Below are 18,214 nucleotides of genomic sequence, written 5' to 3' on the forward strand. Positions count from 1 at the left end.
GAGCCGCTTGTTTGCGGAAGCGCCCCACCCCCTGCCCCTCCCCTGAAGGGGAGGGGAGACTGTACGTCATGCCACCCGATTCTAGTAACGCGGCGGGGCCGTGGAATCGCGTTCGATCAGTTGATGCTCCAGCACCGTGACGCGCGGCTGGCCGTTCGGCGCCGGAACCCCGCCTCGAATCTCCTGGATCAGCCTTTGCAACGCCTCGGTCGCCAGCGCGCGGACGGGCTGGTGGATGGTGGTCAGCGGCGGCCAGAGCGTCGTTGCCGCAGTGCTGTCGTCGAAGCCCACCACGGTCAGGTCGCCCGGCACGTCCAGATGCCGCCGATGCGCCACCGAGACGATCGCGGCGGCCATGTCGTCGTTGCTGGCGAAGATCGCGGTCGGCGGGCTTTCGCCGATCAGCAGTTCCTCGCCCGCGCGCAGGCCCGAGGCATAGCTGTAATCGCCCTGGACGATCCGCGTTTCGAGACCGCCTTCTTCCTCGACCGCGCGGCGAAAGCCCGCCAGTCGCTCGATACTGGCCGACTGGCCGGGATTGCCGTGGACGAAGCCGATGCGGCGATGGCCCAGGGCGATCAGGTGGCGGGTCATGTCATAGGCGGCGCGCGCATTGTCGATCCAGACGGACACGGCATCGGGCGCGACGCCGCCGATCACCGCCATGGGCAACCGTGCCTCGCGGATGATGTCGCGGACGAAGTCGGATTCACCCAGCGGCGGGGCCAGGATGACCCCCGCGATCCGCTGGTCGATCAGCCCCTCGATCGCCTCGCGCGTCGGCGGGCGGCCCTGTTCGCCCTTCAGGAGGAACAGCTGCGCCGCGCGGGTCGAGGCTTCCTCGAACACGCCGACCAGCAATTCGCTCATGAAGGCGGCGCTGGGGTTGGAGTAGATGACGCCGATGCGGACCTCGCTGGCCGTCACCAGGCTGCGCGCCATCAGGTTTGGCGTGTAGTTCAGCCGCTTGATGACCTCGCGGACATGGACGCGCACTTCGTCGCGCACGCCCGCATCGCCATTGATGACGCGCGAGACGGTCATGGGCGAGACACCCGCCTCCTTGGCCACGTCGATGATGGTAACGCCGCGCGGGCGCTTTCGGGTCTTGGTCACGGTCATCCTGTCCCGTCATCGGGCTTCACGCTATGCCGATGCTCAGCCACAGCCGTGCCCCGGCATGCCGCATCAGGTCAATGGGAACGACATATGCCGAACAGGACGAAGGACCGCATGTGAAGGGTTTTCCCTATATCCGCTGGACGATCATCGCCCTGTTCGTGGGCGCGATGGTCATCAACTATCTGACCCGCAGCATCCTGGGTGTCGCCGCGCCCGCGATCATGGCCGAACAGCATATCAGTTCGGAACAATATAGCTGGATCACCGGCGCCTTTCAGTTCGGCATCATGTTTCAGCCGGTGGCGGGCTATCTGCTCGACCTGATCGGGTTGAAGATCGGCTTCACCCTGTTCGTCGCGGTGTGGTCCTGCATCACCATCGGCCATGGCTTTGCGAGTGGCTGGCTGGGCTTTGCCGGGCTGCGCGGCGCGCTGGGTCTGGTCGAGGGATCGGCGCAACCGGCGGGCATGAAGGTTGTTGCCGAGTGGTTCCCGGCACGTGAACGCGGCGTGGCGGGCGGCATCTATCAGATCGGGGCCTCGTTCGGCGCGGTCTTCGCGCCGCCGCTCGTCGCCTGGGCGGTGTTCCACCATAGCTGGCGTGCGGCCTTCTTCGTGGCGGGCGGGCTGGGGCTGCTCTGGGTGCTGGCCTGGCTCTTCTGGTATGCGACGCCCGCCCGTCACCGCGCGCTGTCGGAGGCGGAGCGGACACTGATCGTCGAGGGGCAGGAGGCCGCGCTCGTCAAGCAGCGCCGCCGTCCGCCGCTGGGCGAGCTGCTGCGCCGTCGCAACCTGTGGGCGATCGCGGCGGCGCGGTTCCTGGCCGATCCGGTCTGGGGCATGTTGTCGCTGTGGATGCCGCTCTACCTCGTCCAGGCGCGGCATTTCGACCTGACCCAGATCGCAATGTTCGCCTGGCTGCCCTTCCTCGCCGCCGATCTGGGGTGCCTGTTCGGCCCGGCGGTCGTCGCCTTCCTGCAACGGCGCGGCATCAACCTGATCGATGCGCGGCGCGGGGCTTTCACGCTGGGCGCGGTGCTGATGACGGGCATGATGTTCGTCGGCAGCGTGGGCAGCCCCGTCGCCGCCGTCGCGCTGCTGTGTCTGGGCGGTTTCGCGCACCAGACTTTGTCGGTGACCGTCATCACCCTGTGCTCCGACCTGTTTCCGCAGGATCAGGTCGCGACCGCGACCGGCGTGTCGGGGACAGCGGCCAATCTGGGCGTGCTGATATTTACGCTGACGCTCGGTTCGCTGGTCGATCAGGTCGGCTATCAGCCCTTCTTCATCCTGCTCGGCCTGCTCGATCTGGCCGGCGCGGCTCTCCTCTGGACCTTGGTGCGCAAACCCGCATGACCCCGAACAATCCCATCCTGCCGGGCTTCAATCCCGATCCCTCGATCGTGCGCGTCGGCGGGGATTATTACATCGCGACCTCGACCTTCGAATGGTATCCGGGCGTCCAGATCCACCATAGCCGCGATCTGGTGAACTGGACGCTGGTGGCGCGGCCGTTGAACCGGGCGAGCCAGCTCGACATGCGCGGCAACCCCGATAGTTGCGGCGTCTGGGCACCCGATCTGAGCTATGCCGGTGGGCGGTTCCACCTGATCTTCACCGACGTAAAGCGCTATGGCCGCACCACCGTCGACGGCGCGAAGGGCGCGTCGCTCCGCGACTTCCACAATTACTGGGCGTCGAGCGAGCGGATCGACGGCGAGTGGTCCGATGCCGTCCATCTGAACAGCAGCGGCTTTGACCCCGCGCTGTTCCATGACGATGACGGGCGCAGCTGGCTGCTCAACATGCTGTGGGACCACCGACCCGATCGCAAGCGCTTTGCCGGGATCGTCATCCAGCAGATGGACCTGACCACCGGCCGCCTGCTGGGCGAGCGTCGCCGCATCTTCGACGGCACGGCGCTGGGTTTCACCGAGGGGCCGCATCTGTATAAGCGCGACGGCTGGTATCATTTGCTGGTCGCCGAGGGGGGAACCGAGCGCGGCCATGCCGTGACGATGGCGCGCGCGCGCGACCTGTTCGGCCCCTATGAGGTGCATCCCGACGGCCCGGTGCTGACCGCGCGCGATACGCCCGACGCGCCGCTGCAACGCACCGGGCATGGCGATCTGGTCGAGACGCCGGAGGGGGAGACGTGGATGGCCTATCTCTGCGGCCGTCCGCTGCCCGCCAGCAATCGCTGCGTGCTGGGCCGCGAGACGGCGATCCGGCGGATGGAGTGGGGCGTGGACGGCTGGCTGCGCTGTGCCGAACCGACGCCGGTGGCGGCTGTCCCCGCGCCGGTCGAGGCGCGGGACCAGTTCGACGCACCATTTCTGCCAGCCGCCTTCCAATGGCTGCGCACGCCCGAGCCGGACCATATCTTCAGCCTGACCGAACGTTCCGGCCATTTGCGACTGTTCGGGCGCGAAACGATCGGCAGCCATTTCGAACAGGCGCTGGTCGCCCGCCGCCAGACCGCCTTCCGCTACGACGTGCGCGCGCTGGTCGATTACGAGCCGGAGCATTTCCAGCAGGCCGCCGGGATCGTCGCCTATTACAACAGCACCAAATACCACTTCCTCCAGATCACGGCCGGGGATGCGGGCGAGAAGCTGATCCAGGTCCTGTCGGTCCTCCCGAACGGGGAGGGACAGAGCCTGATGGGGCCTGCAACACCCGCCCCGGCTGGTCCGACCGAGTTGCGGGCGGTGGTCGATCACGAGGAACTGCGCTTCGCCTTCCGTGCCGAGGAAGCGGCGGAATGGACGTGGCTTTCGCAGACCTTCGACGCCTCCATCCTCTCGGATGAGGCGACGTTGGCCGGTTTGCCCAATTTCACGGGGGCCTTTGTCGGCATGGCGTGTCAGGATATGAGCGGGTCGGGTCATCCGGCAGACTTCCGCTATTTCCACTATGTCGAGCGACTTGACGGCGATTGAGCAATCGATCGGCCTGATTGGCTAGACCAATATGGACAGGCCGCTTTCTCGTCGTTAAGCTTGCCCCAGACATCGGCGCCGCGATGCGCCGGGAGAGGGTAGGGGAGTGACGGGCTTGCGGGTACGCAATCTGCGCTGGTGGATCGTTGCGCTGATCTGCGCGGGGACGATCGCCAATTATCTGGCACGCAACAGCCTGGGCGTCCTCGCGCCCGAGCTGAAGTCCGCGCTCCACATGTCGACGCAGCAATACAGCTATGTCGTCGGTGCGTTCCAGCTGGCCTATACGATCATGCAGCCGGTGGCGGGGGCGTTCATCGACCGCTTCGGCCTGCGCGCCGGGTTCGCGCTGTTCGGCCTGGCCTGGTCGGCGGCGAACATGATGCACGCGCTGGCGATCGGCTGGGTCAGCCTGGCCATCTATCGCGGCATATTGGGCTTGTTCGAGTCCGCGGCCATCCCCTCGGGCATCAAGGCGGTGGCCGAGTGGTTCCCGGCGCGCGAGCGCTCGGTGGCGGTCGGCTGGTTCAACGCGGGCACCTCGCTCGGGGCGCTGATCGCGCCTCCGGTGGTGGTGGCGGTTGCGCTGTGGGCCGACTGGCGCACAGCCTTCATCGTCACCGGAGGCGTCGGCATCTTCTGGGCGGCCGCCTGGTACATCTTCTATCGCTCGCCCGACGAGCACCCTGCGATCACGCCCGAGGAAAAGGCGATGATCGCGGTCGAAAAACCCAAGGGGCCGGTCCAGCGCGCCAAGGCGAAGGATATCCTGCGCACCTCGCGCTTCTGGGTGATCGCGGTGCCGCGTTTCCTGGCCGAACCGGCGTGGCAGACCTTCAGCTTCTGGATCCCCCTCTACCTCGCCAGCGAGCGCGGCATGGACCTGAAGCAGATCGCGCTGTTCGCCTGGCTGCCGTTCCTGGCGGCCGATGTCGGCGGCATATTGGGCGGCTATCTCTCGCCCTGGCTGATGAAGCGTGGCGTCTCACTGATCCCTTCGCGGGTCGCCGGCGTTGTACTGGGCGCGGTCCTGATGATCGCGCCGGGCTGTATCGGACTGGCCGCCAGCCCCTATACGGCGATCGCGTTGTTCTGCATCGGCGGCTTCGCCCACCAGATGATCTCCGGCCTCATCAATACCTTATCAGCCGATGTATTCGCCCCGGCCGAGGTCGGCACCGCCAATGGCTTTATCGGCCAGGCGGGCTGGATCGGCGGGCTGCTCTTCTCGCTGCTGATCGGGCAACTGGCCGATACGGTCGGCTATGCGCCGCTCTTTGCCGTGCTGGCGGTCTTCGACCTGATCGGCGCGGCGGTGCTCATCATCTTCATCCGGCGGCTGACGCCGTTCGCCACCACGACCCAGGAGACCGGCCAATGAGGCGCGCCACCCTTTCCCAGCCGCCGCGCTTCGCCATCACCGGCCAGTCGCGCGGGCGGCTGACGCTGACCGCCGATACCGGCGCGGTCGCGCACCTCTTCGTGCTGGAAGAGGACATGATGCGCCTTCTGCTGCTGGCCGAGGGGCGCGTGACCAGCCCGCCCAGTTGGGCGATTGCGCCGGGGGCCGAGGACATTGCCGAACCGGGCCGGGATCGGATGGACGTGTCGGGCTTCGCTTGCCCCGATTTCACCTGCGAGGAAGCGGACGGCACCCTGACCGTCGCGACTGCGCGGCTTCGCGTGACCCTCAGTCTGGACGGCCTGCACGGCCGGTGGGAACAGCGGGCAGGGGAGGGCTGGCACGTCATCACGCAGGACCGCCCGACCCAGGCCTATGACTTCGGATGGTGGGACGGCCGCGCGCATCATTATACCGCGCGGGTGCCGGGCGAGCGCTTCTACGGACTGGGCGACCGCACGGGCGATACCGACCGGGCGGGGCGGCGCTTTCGCCTGACCAATGTCGACCCGATGGGCTTCGATGCCGAGACGAGCGATCCGCTCTACAAGTCGATCCCCTACCTGCTGGTCGCCGATGCCGAGGGGCGGTGCCACGGCGAGTTTTACGACACGGTCGCCGATGTCACCTTCGACCTGGGGCAGGAGCTGGACAATTATCACGGCCTCTATCGCCATGTCGTGGCCGATGCCGGGGACGTGGATCGCTGGATCATCGCCGGGCCGGACCCGCTGGCGGTAACGCGGCGCTTCACCTGGCTGACCGGGCGTCCGGCGCTGATGCCGCGCTGGTCGCTGGGCTATTCGGGCTCGACGATGACCTATACGGATGCGCCCGATGCGGCGGCGCAGATGGCGGGGTTTCTGGAACTGTGCAAGCGGCATGATCTGGGCTGCACCTCCTTCCATTTGTCGTCGGGCTACACGTCGATCGGCGACAAGCGGTACGTCTTCCACTGGAACCGCGACAAATTCCCCGATCCCGCCGCCTTCATCGCTTCCTATGCGGAGGCGGGCGTCCGGCTGGTGCCCAATATCAAGCCCGCATTGCTGCGCAGCCATCCGCGTTATGACGAGGTGGCGGCGGCCGGACTGTTCGTCGCGAACGCGGACGGAGAGCCGGTCGAGGCGCAGTTCTGGGACGAGGTCGGCAGCTATATCGACATGACCTTGCCGAAGGCGGCGGCGTGGTGGCGCGATCAGGTTACCACCGCGCTGCTCGATCACGGGATCGAGGCGACATGGAACGACAATAACGAATATGAGCTGTGGGACCGCCGCGCCTTGGTCGACGGCTTCGGCCAGTCCCGCCCTGCCTTCGAGATGCGCCCGGTCCAGCCGATCCTGATGACCCGCGCCTCGCGTCAGGCTCAGGTCGCTGCACGGCCCGATACGCGGCCCTATGTCGTGACCCGGTCAGGCATGGCGGGGCTGCATCGTTATGCGCAGACCTGGTCGGGCGACAACCGGACCGAGTGGAAGACGATCCGCTACAACGCGCGCCAGTCGATCGGGCTGGCGCTGTCGGGCGTGTCGAACAGCGGCCATGACGTCGGCGGCTTTTCCGGGCCTGCGCCGTCGCCCGAGCTGCTGATCCGCTGGGTGCAGGCGGGGGTGCTGATGCCCCGGTTCAGCATCCATAGCTGGAACGACGACCGGACGGTCAATGAGCCCTGGATGTATCCGGAGGTGCTGCCCGCGATGCACCGCCTGATGGCGCTGCGCCAGACCTTGATCCCGTTCTTCTACGACCTGCTGCACCGCTATCATGAGGATTACGAGCCGATGGTCCGCCCGCTCTGGGCCGACTTCCCGCAGGACCCAGCGGCCTGGGGCGAGCGGGACGAGCATATGCTGGGGCCGGACATTCTCGCTGCGCCGGTGATGGATGAAGGGGCGGAGCGCCGTGCGGTACGACTGCCGGGTGGAACCGAATGGGTTCACGTCTGGACGGGCGAGCGTTTCGCCGGTGGCGTAAAGGCTGATGTCGCCGCGCCACTCGATGGCCCGCCGCCGCTATTCGCGCGGGGCGGATCGGCGATGCTGGTCGACCTAGCCCGGGGCGGCTGGCGGCCTGAGCCCTATCGTCGTGGGCTGTGGCTCTTCCCGCCCTCGACCGGCGCTGTCCGTTGGACCGGCATGGACGATAGCGGCGACGGTCATGGCCCGGTCACGTGCTGGCATCTGACCGGCCAAGCCGATGCGGAGCGGGTCATCGTCGCCGTGTCACGCGACGGGGAAGCGGAGGGCGGCATGACCCTTCTGCTCCCGCCGGGCGACGGCCGAGCCCTGATCGTCGAAGGCGCGGATAGTATGCCGGTCGAGCAGGCTGGACGACGCGGCCTTCATCTGACCGTCTGACGTTTCGATCGGGCAAGCGAGAGCGTCCGGCCTTGGCCGGGCGCTTTTGCGTGTCTGGCGCTGGTTAGTGATGCGCAAATGTCGCACACGTTTGCAATTCTTCATTGTGGTAGCGCAACCAAAGCAACCCGCCTTCGCAGGTCTAACAACAGCATTGCATTGGTAAGGCCATTCGGTATGTTTGGTTGACAAGGCAAGACCGGCCAAGACCGGCGGCAATGGGAGGGAAGGATGAAGATGCTGCGTTCCACCGTGGCCCTGACGGCGATGATCGCATCGCTGTCGGCGGCAAGTCAGGTTTCGGCTCAGCAGGCCGCACCATCGCCAGCCGATGAGGCGCAACTGACCCAGGCGGCACAGGGACAGCCCGGCGGCCCCACCTCCGACGTCGCGCCCGAACCGGCCAGCGCAGGCGACATCATCGTCACCGCCAACAAGCGCGCCGAGAATGTCCAGCGCGTGCCGCTCGCCGTGTCGGTCGTCGCTCCGGCCCAGTTGGCGGCGGCGGGTGTCCGCAATTTCACCGATATCGGCAAGGTCTCATCCTCGCTGGTCGTCCGCCCGGCCGAACAGCCGCAGAATTCCAACATTTCGCTCCGCGGTGTCGGCACCTTCGCCTTCGGGATCGGCGTCGAATCCAGCGTCGCGGTACTGGTGGACGAGGTGCCGCTGGCGTTCCAGGCGCGCGCCTTCACCGACCTGCCCGATGTCGAGCGGATCGAGGTGCTGCGCGGCCCCCAGAGCACGCTTTACGGCAAGTCGGCCTCGGCCGGTCTGGTCAACCTGATCACCCGCAACCCGACTTCGGAGCTGCGCATCCGCGCCAATGCGGTGGCGACCACCGATCGCGAGCAGGGCGTCAATTTCAGCGTGTCCGGTCCGATCAACGAGCAGCTCGGCTATGTCGTGTCCGCCGCCTACAACAATTGGGACGGCAATATCCGCAACCTGTTCAACGGCAAGCGGGTCAACGGCCGCGAGACGCTGAATTTGCGCGGCAAGCTGCGCTGGGAGCCGACCGATACGGCGGCGCTGGTCATCTCGGGCAATTACGTCAACGGCAACACCACGGTCGGTCGCCCCTTCCTGGCGTTCGGGGCCAATGCCCGGCTGCGCGGCACCGCCGGGCTGACCCCATCGGTCGTTCTACCCGGCGTCGTGGTCGGGCCGGACAACCAGACGATCAGCAACAATTACGACTCGCGCACCAAATATGAGGGCGGCGGCGGTTATATCCGTGGCGAGTTCGGCATCGGTTCACTGAACCTGGTGACGATCAGTTCCTATGACCGTTTCCACCTGAACGACTATCTGGACCATGACGACACGTCGGCACCGGGCAATCTGGGCAACAACACCCAGATCGGCGTGTTCAATTCCGAGCAGGTGACGGAGGAAGTCCGCCTGCAGTCCGACGCGGACAAGCCGTTCCGCTATACGGTCGGCCTCTACGGCGCGAATGTGAAGTTCAACCGCCCGTTCCAGCGCGGGCCGTATTTCTCGCTCGCCAACTGGTATGCCACGTCGCAGTCGCGCCAGGTCGCCGCCTTTGCGCAGGTCGACTGGACCATCGTGCCCGACCTGACCTTCACCGGCGGCGGTCGCGTCCAGAACGAGCGGGTCAGCTATACCTTCCGCGACAATCTGGCGGGCACGGCCTTTGCGGGTCACGCCAGCGACACGGCGGGCACCTATCGCGGCACGCTGCGCTATGATTTCAGCCCGACGATCAACGGCTTCGTGACCTATGCGACCGGTTACAAGGGCCAGACCTACGACCTGACGACCGGCTTCAACCGCAATCGTGCGTTGGCCGGGCCGATCCGCCCTGAACGCTCGCGCGATAAGGAACTGGGTATTCGCAGCCAGTTCCTCGACCGCCGCCTGACCGCCAACGTCACCTTGTTCGACACCAATTACCGTGACCTTCAGGCCCAGACGATCGAGACGCTGGCCGATGGCACTTCCAATTATCGCCTGACCAATGTCGGCAAGCTGAATACAAAGGGCGTCGAGTTCGAGGGTTCGATGCGGTTCAGCGACAGCTTCAACCTGGGCGGGGCCGTCACCTATCTCGACGCGAAATATACCGAGTTCGGGGTGGCGCAATGCTATCCGCTCCAGACGGCGGCACAGGGCTGCACCGGCTCCCCCGCCAGCCAGAACCTGACCGACACCACCGCGATCCAAGCGCCCAAATGGAAGTTCAACGCCAATCTCGATTACTCGCCGCGCCTGACCACGACCACGCGCGGTGTGGCGCAGGTGAACTGGCAATATCAGAGCAGCCTGTTTTTCCAGGCACGCGATCCCCAGACCTTCCAGCCCGCCTTCAGCATCGTCAATGTCGGCCTGGGCGTGCGCGAGGAGGATCGCCGATGGGAGCTGGTCGCCTTCGTCAACAACCTATTCGATAAGCAATATTACGGGTCGCTGGTGAACACGGCGGGCAATTTCGGCAACAACGTCGCGACCCAGGCGGTGCTGCCGCGTGACTTCCGCCGCTATGCCGGGATGCGCCTCGGCCTGAACTTCTGATGCGCCGGGTCGGTCTGGGGCTGGCGGCGGTGGCGACGCTCGCGGCTGTCGCCACCGCGCAGATGCCGGGGGCGGGGCAGAGCGATGCCCCGGCCCGCCCGCCGGTCGACGCCCCCGAACTTGCCCGGCTGGGACGCTATCCGGTCGGCGTACAGCGCAACCGTTTCATCCAGCCGGGGCAGGCCGATCCGCTCCAGGGCAAGGATCGGCCTGCCATCGTCGATCGCGAGCTGCCGCTGCTCATCTGGTATCCGGCGGCCTCGGCGGGGCGGGGGACCATCTATCATACGGCCCTGTCGGGCGAGGATGGCCGCGACGTCGTCTTCGATCTGCCCGGCCTGGCTTCGCCCGACCGTCCGGCCGCGGCGGGCCGTTTCCCGCTGGTGATCCTGGCGCATGGTTATGGCAATACGCCCGAAGTCCTTTCCTGGCTCGGTGAGAATCTGGCCAGCAAGGGCTATGTCGTCGTCGCCCCGGCCTTTCGCGATCCGGCGATCAGTATCCGTACCGACGCCGTCCGTGCGGGACCGATCGCTCGGCGACCGCTCGACATCGCCTTCGTCACCGCCCAGGCGCAGGCCCGTGCCGACCAGCATAAGGGCATATTTGCCGCTGCCGATCCGACACGGACCGCGCTGATCGGCTATTCGATGGGCGGTTACGGCGTGCTGACGGTCGGTGGCGCGCCGCTGAACCCGGCCATGGGCAAGCTCAGCCGGGATATCCTCACGCCCTTTGCCGGTGATCGGGCTAGCGAACTGCGCGGGAGAAATCTCAAGGCCATCGTCGCACTCGCGCCCGCCGCCCGCTTCGGCGATGTGCCGATCTGGTCGGGGCGTGGGGTAGGGGCGGTGCCCGTGCCGACCCTGATCGTCGTCGGCAATCATGACCGGGTCGTCGGGCATGAGGCGGTGCGCGCGCTGTTCACTGTGCCTGCCTCGGCTCCGCGCTACCTGCTGACCTTCGCCCAGGCCGGGCACAGCATCGCGCTGGCCCCCGCGCCGCCCGCGATGCGGCAGCGCTTCTGGGACATGGACTGGTTTGAGGATGCGGTGTGGCGCAAGGATCGGCTGCTGCCGCTCCAGGCCCATTTCATCACCGCCTTTCTCGACCGCTATGTGAAGGGTGAGACGGCGATGGATGCCTATCTCAACGGCCTGACGGTGCAGTCGGATGCGGGCCGCTGGCCGGGCGCGCCGGTCGGCCGGGTGGCGCAATACAGCCCCGGCCCGCCCGCCTCGACCGTGTGGAAGGGATTCCAGCCCGGCCGTGCGGTCGGCATGAGCTTCGAATATCGCCCCGCACTCGGCTGGAGATGAACGGGGGCGGGGTCTAGACTGACGACCAAGGCTGGCGGTCAGGACCGGCCGAATGACGGGAGAGCGACGTGATGGGCAGGACCATGTGGGGATATGCCGCGGCGGGCATGATGCTGGCCACAGGCGCGCCGCTCTACGCACAGGATGCCGCGCCCCGGCCCGGCCCCGTTCTCGCGGCGGCCGATCTGCGTGACGGGACCGACCTGTCGGGGCCGTGGCATTACTCTATCGACCCGTTCCGCTCCGGCATTTCGGGCTTTCACGGCGGCATGCCCGATAGCGGGCAGCAGCGGTGGAAGGACGTGGACGTTCGCGCCGAGATGGCGAAGGACAGCCGCGTCCTCTACGAATTCGACCTCCCCCATTCGCCGCTGACCTCGCTGCCATCGTCCTGGCTGACCCAGGCGCCAGAGCTTCGCCATTATGACGGCCTGATGTGGTATCAGCGGACCTTTACCGCACCCGCCGTCCGCAAGGGGCGCTACTTCCTCCGCTTCGGTGCGGCCAATTACGCGACCATCGTCTATCTGAACGGCAAGCCGGTCGGAAAGCATGAGGGCGGCTTCACGCCCTTTGCCTTCGATGTCACCGGGCTGCTGCGCGACGGCCAGAACCAGGTCACGGTCGGCGTCGACAGCCAGGCGACCGAGGCGACCGTGCCGCCGCCGGTCACCGATTGGGAAAATTATGGCGGCATCACCCGGCCGGTTCGGCTGATCCAGACCCCTGACACCTATGTCGACGACGCCTGGGTGCGCCTCACCCGCGACGGCAAGATGGCGGTCGACGTGCATCTCGACGGGCCGCAGGCGGCGAACCAGCCGGTGCGGCTGCGCATCGCCGAGCTGGGGCTGGACCGGGCGGGTATCACCGATGCCAAGGGCGACTGGCGCGCGACCATGGCCGCGCCCCGCGCGCTGGTCCGCTGGTCGCCCGGGCGGCCCAGGCTCTATGACGTGGCGGTGACGGCGGGCGAGGATCAATGGCACGACCGGATCGGTTTTCGCACGATCGAGCGGCGCGGGGCCGATATCCTGCTCAACGGCAAGCCGATCTTCCTTCGCGGCATTTCGATGCATGAGGAAGAACTGGGCGTCGATCCCACCCGCGCGATGACCCCGGCCGCCTCGCGCGCGCTGCTCAGCGAAATCAAGGACGGGCTGCACGGCAATTTCGTCCGGCTGGCGCATTATCCGCACTCCGACGTCACGGTGCGGCTGGCCGACGAACTGGGCCTGATCGTCTGGAGCGAGGTGCCGGTCTATTGGCGGGTCGCCTGGTCCAACCCCGACACGCTGAACCGCGCCCGGACGATGCTCGCGGAGAATATCCTGCGCGACCGCAACCGCGCCTCGATCGCCATCTGGAGCGTCGCCAACGAGACGCCCGTGACCGACGCCCGCAATGTCTTCCTCCGCACGCTGGTCGGCGATGTCCGTCGGCTGGACGACACGCGCCTGGTCAGCGCCGCGTTGCTGGTCGAGCGGGGGGAGGGCGCCGATCATCCGGTGATGACGCTCGCCGATCCGCTGGCCGACGCGCTCGATGTCATGGCGATCAACACCTATAATGGGTGGTATACCCAGGATCGCCTGACTGATCTGGCGCGCAGCGAGTGGCGCGTGCCGGCCGACAAGCCGCTGATCTTTTCCGAATTCGGTGCGGATGCACGGGCGGGTTTCCACGATCCGGCGAACAAGCAGAAATTCTCCGAGGAGTTTCAGGCCGACTATTACCGCGCCACGCTGGGCATGGCGGACCATGTGCCGACCCTGCGCGGCATGTCGCCCTGGATCCTGAAGGACTTCCGCTCGCCCCGCCGCCAGAACCCCGATTTCCAGCAGGGCTGGAACCGCAAGGGCCTGATCTCCGAGACCGGACAGCGCAAGGAGGCCTTCGGTGTGCTGAGCGATTATTATGGCACGAAGGCCGGACAGCGATAGGTGGGATTTCAAAAGCTTGAACCCGAAAGCCGGGCCACGGCGTTAACCCCGCCATGACCCAGGACGACGAAAAATGGATGCGCATGGCGATCGAGGTGGCGCGGTCGAAAGGCTCCGATCCCTCGACCTCGCCGCTCGGCTCGGTGATCGTGCTCGACGGCCGGGTTCTTGCCGCCGAGCGCAACCAGACCGAGGAACTGCCCGACGCCACCGCCCATGCCGAGATGATGGCGATCCGCCGCGCTTGCGAAGGGGAGGGCGAACTCGAACTGCGCGGCGCGACGCTCTATTCGACGCTGCAACCCTGCGGCATGTGCACGATGGCGTCGATCTGGTCGAAGGTCGGGCGCGTCGTCTATGGCGCGGGTCGCGATGACGTCCATGCGATGTATTTCGAGGCGCGGCACGTCGATACGCTGGGCTTCATCGCCGACGCTTACCGTGACGACATCGTGATCGAGGGCGGCTGCCTGCGCGAGGAATGCGCGGCGCTCTATTACCCGCCTGATGCTGATCTACCGGAAGCCGAACAAGCCAACCTTTGAAATTCCCCTTGCACCCACCGCCCCGCTTCCCCTAAGGGCCAACCCCTGTCGGGGAGTGGCGCAGTCTGGTAGCGCGCCTGCTTTGGGAGCAGGATGTCGCAGGTTCGAATCCTGTCTCCCCGACCATCCGCATCTAAGTCGTTGATTTCACGTCGCCTAACTGGCGATCGGGAACCGTTGTACCCACGGCTGTACCCATCGCTGTACCCATTGGGGGTGACGGAATGGGATTACGGAACCTGCGGCTGCGCGGCGGCAGCTATCATTGGCGACGCAAGATCACGGTGGCGGGCACCCACGTGCCCCTGTGCTTTTCTCTTCGAACGGGAAATTATAAACATGCGCGGTGTATGGCCGATCGCCTGAATGTGGCGGTCGAGGGGGTGCGCATGGCCTATGGCCAATCGACGGGGATGAGGCCGGATCAACTGAAGAAGGTGTTCAGCGATGCGCTGCGCTGGCAGTTGCAGCGAATCCTGGAAGATCAGGCAGGCACCACCGCGCCGTCCGATGATCACGCGTCGATCAACAGCCTCTATGCCGAGGCCTGGGGCTTTCTGGGCCGCCGCGGGGTCGGCGCGCAATGGACGCTGGACGAGCATGACCGCCTGATCGCGGCAGGCTGGTCGCCGGCGCACGCGAAGCAGGTCGCCGATCTGGTGTTCGAATTCCAGAACAACGACCCCGTCTCCAAGGCCCAGATCGACAGCTACACCACCGCGTTCGGCATCATGCCGACGCAGGACAATGTCGCCCGTATGGGCAAGACGATCTGCGCCGCGCGGGCAGCCGCCTGCCGAGAAGCGACGGCGCTGCTGCCCGACACCGAAGACGAGACGGCCGCATGGGTCGACGACGCGTTGGCGGACGACGCGCCATTCGCCTTCGAGCAGATCGAACCACAAGGCGCCCGCCCTGCGCCTACCGAACCGCTCGCGGATGACATCGTCACGCCGGCTCCGCCCCCGGCACCGCCGCCAAAGCCCGAGCGACTGAAACAACGCATCGTCGATGCGGCTGAGGACTGCATTGCCGCGTACAGCAAGGAGGGCGGCTGGGACACGGATTCGATCAAGCAGGTGCGGACCGCCATCCGCCTGTTCGATCACGCTTGCGGCGGCGACGCCTTCATCGAGGATCTGGACCAATCCCATGTTCGCGCCTTCACGACCCTGTGCCGGGCATTGCCGAACCGCTGGGGCCGTACCCGCGAGGAACAGGCGGGTGGCATCGCCGCCAGCCTGGAGCGAGCGAAGGGCATGGACCCTGCGCAGATCGGCATCAGTCAGGTCACCATCAACAAGCATCTGACATGGGTCGCTGCCGTCCTGGCCCATGCGGCGGGCGAAGAGGATGATCCCAAGGCACATCGACCGGCCAAGCCGCTGTCCTTCAAGGTTGCGCGGGCCGGCCTTGGCAAATCCGATCGCAAGCAGCGCAAGCGTGACCGGGACAAGCGTGCCAACTGGACCAAGCAGGAAGTCGCCACGCTGTTGTCCGCGCCGATCTGGACCGGGTGCGCCGGTATCGGCGGACGTTTCAAACCCGGAACCGAAATCTTCCACGACGCCTGGTACTGGCTGCCGTTGATGCTCCCACTTTATGGCGGTCGCAGTTCAGAGCTTGCCGGACTGGGCTTGGCCGAGGTGTTCGAACAGGAACCGATCCCCTATTTTCTGGTCCAATATACCGAGGATCGCTCGCTCAAGAACATCCAGTCGATTCGACGGCTGCCGATCCACCCCGAACTGATCCGTTTGGGCTTTATCGACTATGTGAAGGCGATGCGCGCCGCAGGATCCATGATGCTGTTTCCGGAGATGCAATCGCCGAACTCCACGACATTCGCCGGTACGTTCTACAAGTCCGTGTTCAGGCCGTTGCGGGACTGGGCTTTCCCGGAAGGCACGTCATGGCGGCATCGCGTTGGCGGGGCATGGAAGGACAAGGACGTCCACAGCTTCCGCGGCTTGGCAACGACGACCATGAAAGGGCGTGTTCCCAGCGAAGTGCGGTGCGACATCTTCGGCCACGAGGGCGAGACGGAGACCGCAAGGACCTATGACGAGGAAGCCGAGCTTTCCCTCAAGCTTGATGCCCTGAAGTTGCTGACGCCGGTGACCGCGCACATCCCTGCGACGCTCCCCATTCGGCTAAGGCCGCCCGAGCGACGGCAACATCGTACGCGAGCCGCGAAGGTGCGGTTGAAGTGAGTGTCGGCATATCGGACGAGCCGCAATATTCGGGCAGGACCGCTATTATTTTCGAGCGGGTGTCCGAATTGGCTGGCTCGTCCGTATAGGGTGATAGACTTCGAAGCGATCTGTCACGCGGCCTTTGCCCACAGCGTGCACTGCGCGTCATCATACTGGACGCCCGGCCGCATGACCTGCCGGGTCAGCCACGTGCTGGCGCGTTCGATGCCCTCGCTCAGGTTGTCGGCGGGCTTGCCGTCGATATGCACGATCTCCCGCGGTGCGAGGCGGAAATGCCCGCGGACATGAGCCTGCGGCAGGATCAGCCCCCGGTTGCCCGACTTTGACACCCACAGGCGGCAGCCGCTTTGGATGTGGCAGCGGCCATCGCGCGGCAGGAACATCGTGATCCCGGTCAGCACCGGGTTTGGTCCGGTGCGATATTCGAGGTGCAACACGTCGGCGTCGGTCTCGACCGCGTGACGGCCCATCTTGATCTGGTCCTCGATCTCGAGCGGATCGCCACCGGTGATGGCGACGCCGGGCTTAAGCTTGCGGTTGCCGAGCAGCAGCTTGACGACGGCGCGGGTGACGGCGGCTTCGAAATTCGGGGTGTTCATCTCGATATCTCCTTGTTTCATCCCCCATTTCCGGGGGCACATTCTCGTGTTCGCTGATCTCAACCCTGCTGCGTCCGCCGGCAGGCGCGGACGATCTCGGCGGCGGCGAGCTCGAGCCCGGTCACCCGCTCCCACCCGCTGTTCCAGGGAGCGGGCATCGACACCTCCAACCCGTGCCGGGTGATCCCGACGAAGAGGTCCGGACGCGCCGGCACGAGGTGCAGGCCGCCATCGGCATCGCGGTAGAAGTTCAAATCTGGCACGAGGATCGGTCCGGTGACCGAGTGCAGCGCGACATCGGCCCGCACCGGTTCGAGGATTTCAGGGTGGAAACCATGCCGCACCAGCACGACATCACGCTTGCGGGTCGCCGCACAGCGCATTAGCGCGTCGTCATAGAGACGCTCGGCGACCGGGGTCGCCACGACGATCAGGTTGTTCTCGAGCGACTCCACGCCCCCCGGCAGGCCGGTGTTGCCCGCGTAGGGGTACGGCTCGTCGGGAGCGAGTGCGGTCAGCACATAGTTGAGGAGCGCGACTGAGGTCGTCGGCAGCGTGTCATGGATAGTCGAATGCATGGGGGTACCTGCGCAACAACATGATCCCCGGACCGGCTGGTCCGGATCAGGCCCCTTCGATTTTCATTTCTCGTCAGGGCTTCGCTCGGCCCCGGCCGATCTTTCCCCCTTCACGCGGCAGCGGTCGCGGCCATCGCGAAAGATGGCGTCACCGATAACGGCATAGGCCCAGCCATCGAGCGTGCGGGCGCTGTCCGCGATGGTGCCGGACCGGCGAATGTCGGCAGCCGGGCAATAGACTTCGGCCATGGCGGGCACCCAGCCGGCGATGCTGCCGGCGGGCTGGCGTTGCCACCATTGTCCCGTAATCAGGGCGGTCAGCAGCAGGATCGCGCTCAGGCGAAAGACGACGGGGAAGCGGCGGCGCTTCATTTTCTTTTCTCCAGCAGATTGTCGCTGCCGGGGAAGGTAAGCGTCTCGAAATACGCCAAATCGTACTGTCAGAACCGGCCCAACCTGCCGCATGTTGCAGCAACCCGAACGTCATTTCTGCACGGCGGGACTTGGTTCGTTAACGGGTTCCGCCTACACCAGCCACGTTCGTCAGCAGGCGGACCGAGGCGTGGAAACCTCGCTATTAGTAGCCGTGCACCCGGCCCGAACCAGTTTCGGCCGGGAGGCGCTCGCGGATGTCCAGGGCTCCTTCGGGGG

At 66.1% G+C, this 18,214-nt stretch carries 14 protein-coding genes and 1 tRNA gene; 11 read left to right on the forward strand and 4 right to left on the reverse strand.

The window, feature by feature from the left end; genetic code table 11:
* Nucleotides 1–81: 81 nt before the first annotated feature.
* The gene (locus tag SP5_RS10445; RefSeq protein WP_084220654.1) at nt 82–1,122 is read right to left on the reverse strand and encodes a LacI family DNA-binding transcriptional regulator; all 1,041 of its coding nucleotides are present in this window, start codon (nt 1,120–1,122) and stop codon (nt 82–84) included.
* Between the two features lie 74 nt (nt 1,123–1,196).
* On the opposite strand from SP5_RS10445, the gene SP5_RS10450 reads away from it, so the two are divergent.
* The 10 genes from SP5_RS10450 (at nt 1,197) to SP5_RS10495 (ending at nt 16,383) form a co-directional block, all read left to right on the forward strand.
* Nucleotides 1,197–2,477 carry an MFS transporter gene (locus tag SP5_RS10450; protein ID WP_042488081.1) on the forward strand — a complete coding sequence of 427 codons (1,281 nt, stop codon included), beginning with the start codon at nt 1,197–1,199 and terminating at the stop codon, nt 2,475–2,477.
* Nucleotides 2,474–4,063 (forward strand): glycoside hydrolase family 43 protein, encoded by a 1,590-nt coding sequence (locus tag SP5_RS10455; RefSeq protein ID WP_042488084.1) that lies wholly within the window; start codon nt 2,474–2,476, stop codon nt 4,061–4,063. Before SP5_RS10450 ends, SP5_RS10455 begins: the two co-directional genes overlap by 4 nt.
* Nucleotides 4,064–4,178: 115 nt before the next feature.
* Entirely contained in the window at nt 4,179–5,444 is a 1,266-nt protein-coding gene (locus SP5_RS10460) for an MFS transporter (RefSeq protein WP_042488106.1), read from the forward strand.
* On the forward strand, nt 5,441–7,825 hold the full coding sequence (locus tag SP5_RS10465; RefSeq protein WP_042488086.1) for a glycoside hydrolase family 31 protein: 2,385 nt from the start codon (nt 5,441–5,443) through the stop codon (nt 7,823–7,825). The genes SP5_RS10460 and SP5_RS10465 overlap by 4 nt, the downstream gene beginning before the upstream one ends.
* A 231-nt stretch (nt 7,826–8,056) precedes the next feature.
* Nucleotides 8,057–10,363, forward strand: a complete 2,307-nt coding sequence (locus SP5_RS10470) for a TonB-dependent receptor (protein ID WP_084220655.1) — start codon at nt 8,057–8,059, stop codon at nt 10,361–10,363.
* Nucleotides 10,363–11,682, forward strand: coding sequence for an alpha/beta hydrolase family protein (locus tag SP5_RS10475; RefSeq protein WP_042488089.1), 1,320 nt, complete (start codon nt 10,363–10,365; stop codon nt 11,680–11,682). Before SP5_RS10470 ends, SP5_RS10475 begins: the two co-directional genes overlap by 1 nt.
* A gap of 71 nt (nt 11,683–11,753) precedes the next feature.
* Nucleotides 11,754–13,625, forward strand: coding sequence for a glycoside hydrolase family 2 protein (locus tag SP5_RS10480; protein WP_245613466.1), 1,872 nt, complete (start codon nt 11,754–11,756; stop codon nt 13,623–13,625).
* Between the two features lie 53 nt (nt 13,626–13,678).
* On the forward strand, nt 13,679–14,170 hold the full coding sequence (locus SP5_RS10485) for a nucleoside deaminase (RefSeq protein ID WP_042488092.1): 492 nt from the start codon (nt 13,679–13,681) through the stop codon (nt 14,168–14,170).
* Between the two features lie 49 nt (nt 14,171–14,219).
* Nucleotides 14,220–14,296, forward strand: a tRNA-Pro gene (locus SP5_RS10490).
* Between the two features lie 224 nt (nt 14,297–14,520).
* Nucleotides 14,521–16,383, forward strand: a complete 1,863-nt coding sequence (locus SP5_RS10495) for a site-specific integrase (protein ID WP_042488094.1) — start codon at nt 14,521–14,523, stop codon at nt 16,381–16,383.
* A gap of 113 nt (nt 16,384–16,496) precedes the next feature.
* Here the strand turns inward: SP5_RS10495 and SP5_RS10500 are convergent, their stop codons facing one another.
* The 3 genes from SP5_RS10500 to SP5_RS10510 all read right to left on the reverse strand — a co-directional run bounded on the left by SP5_RS10500 (nt 16,497) and on the right by SP5_RS10510 (nt 17,935).
* The gene (locus tag SP5_RS10500; RefSeq protein ID WP_042488112.1) at nt 16,497–16,985 is read right to left on the reverse strand and encodes a hypothetical protein; all 489 of its coding nucleotides are present in this window, start codon (nt 16,983–16,985) and stop codon (nt 16,497–16,499) included.
* 59 nt (nt 16,986–17,044) lie between these two features.
* The gene (locus tag SP5_RS10505; protein WP_042488097.1) at nt 17,045–17,563 is read right to left on the reverse strand and encodes a hypothetical protein; all 519 of its coding nucleotides are present in this window, start codon (nt 17,561–17,563) and stop codon (nt 17,045–17,047) included.
* Between the two features lie 63 nt (nt 17,564–17,626).
* Nucleotides 17,627–17,935 (reverse strand): hypothetical protein, encoded by a 309-nt coding sequence (locus SP5_RS10510; RefSeq protein ID WP_042488099.1) that lies wholly within the window; start codon nt 17,933–17,935, stop codon nt 17,627–17,629.
* Between the two features lie 91 nt (nt 17,936–18,026).
* On the opposite strand from SP5_RS10510, the gene SP5_RS19650 reads away from it, so the two are divergent.
* On the forward strand, nt 18,027–18,214 hold a 188-nt coding region (locus tag SP5_RS19650), incomplete at its 3' end, for a hypothetical protein (RefSeq protein ID WP_217995694.1).

Origin of the sequence: Sphingomonas parapaucimobilis NBRC 15100 (genome assembly GCF_000787715.1) — a bacterium.
Classification (GTDB): domain Bacteria; phylum Pseudomonadota; class Alphaproteobacteria; order Sphingomonadales; family Sphingomonadaceae; genus Sphingomonas; species Sphingomonas parapaucimobilis.

What these genes read in the sequence shown, in the direction of transcription:
- SP5_RS10475 (WP_042488089.1), top strand. Translation starts at nt 10,363, where the DNA reads ATGCGCCGGGTCGGTCTGGGGCTGGCGGCGGTGGCGACGCTCGCGGCT.
- SP5_RS10455 (WP_042488084.1), top strand. Translation starts at nt 2,474, where the DNA reads ATGACCCCGAACAATCCCATCCTGCCGGGCTTCAATCCCGATCCCTCG.
- SP5_RS10465 (WP_042488086.1), top strand. Translation starts at nt 5,441, where the DNA reads ATGAGGCGCGCCACCCTTTCCCAGCCGCCGCGCTTCGCCATCACCGGC.
- SP5_RS10505 (WP_042488097.1), bottom strand. Translation starts at nt 17,563, where the DNA reads ATGCATTCGACTATCCATGACACGCTGCCGACGACCTCAGTCGCGCTC.
- SP5_RS10495 (WP_042488094.1), top strand. Translation starts at nt 14,521, where the DNA reads ATGGCCGATCGCCTGAATGTGGCGGTCGAGGGGGTGCGCATGGCCTAT.
- SP5_RS10450 (WP_042488081.1), top strand. Translation starts at nt 1,197, where the DNA reads ATGGGAACGACATATGCCGAACAGGACGAAGGACCGCATGTGAAGGGT.
- SP5_RS10470 (WP_084220655.1), top strand. Translation starts at nt 8,057, where the DNA reads ATGAAGATGCTGCGTTCCACCGTGGCCCTGACGGCGATGATCGCATCG.
- SP5_RS10445 (WP_084220654.1), bottom strand. Translation starts at nt 1,122, where the DNA reads ATGACCGTGACCAAGACCCGAAAGCGCCCGCGCGGCGTTACCATCATC.
- SP5_RS10480 (WP_245613466.1), top strand. Translation starts at nt 11,754, where the DNA reads ATGGGCAGGACCATGTGGGGATATGCCGCGGCGGGCATGATGCTGGCC.
- SP5_RS10510 (WP_042488099.1), bottom strand. Translation starts at nt 17,935, where the DNA reads ATGAAGCGCCGCCGCTTCCCCGTCGTCTTTCGCCTGAGCGCGATCCTG.
- SP5_RS10485 (WP_042488092.1), top strand. Translation starts at nt 13,679, where the DNA reads ATGACCCAGGACGACGAAAAATGGATGCGCATGGCGATCGAGGTGGCG.
- SP5_RS10500 (WP_042488112.1), bottom strand. Translation starts at nt 16,985, where the DNA reads ATGAACACCCCGAATTTCGAAGCCGCCGTCACCCGCGCCGTCGTCAAG.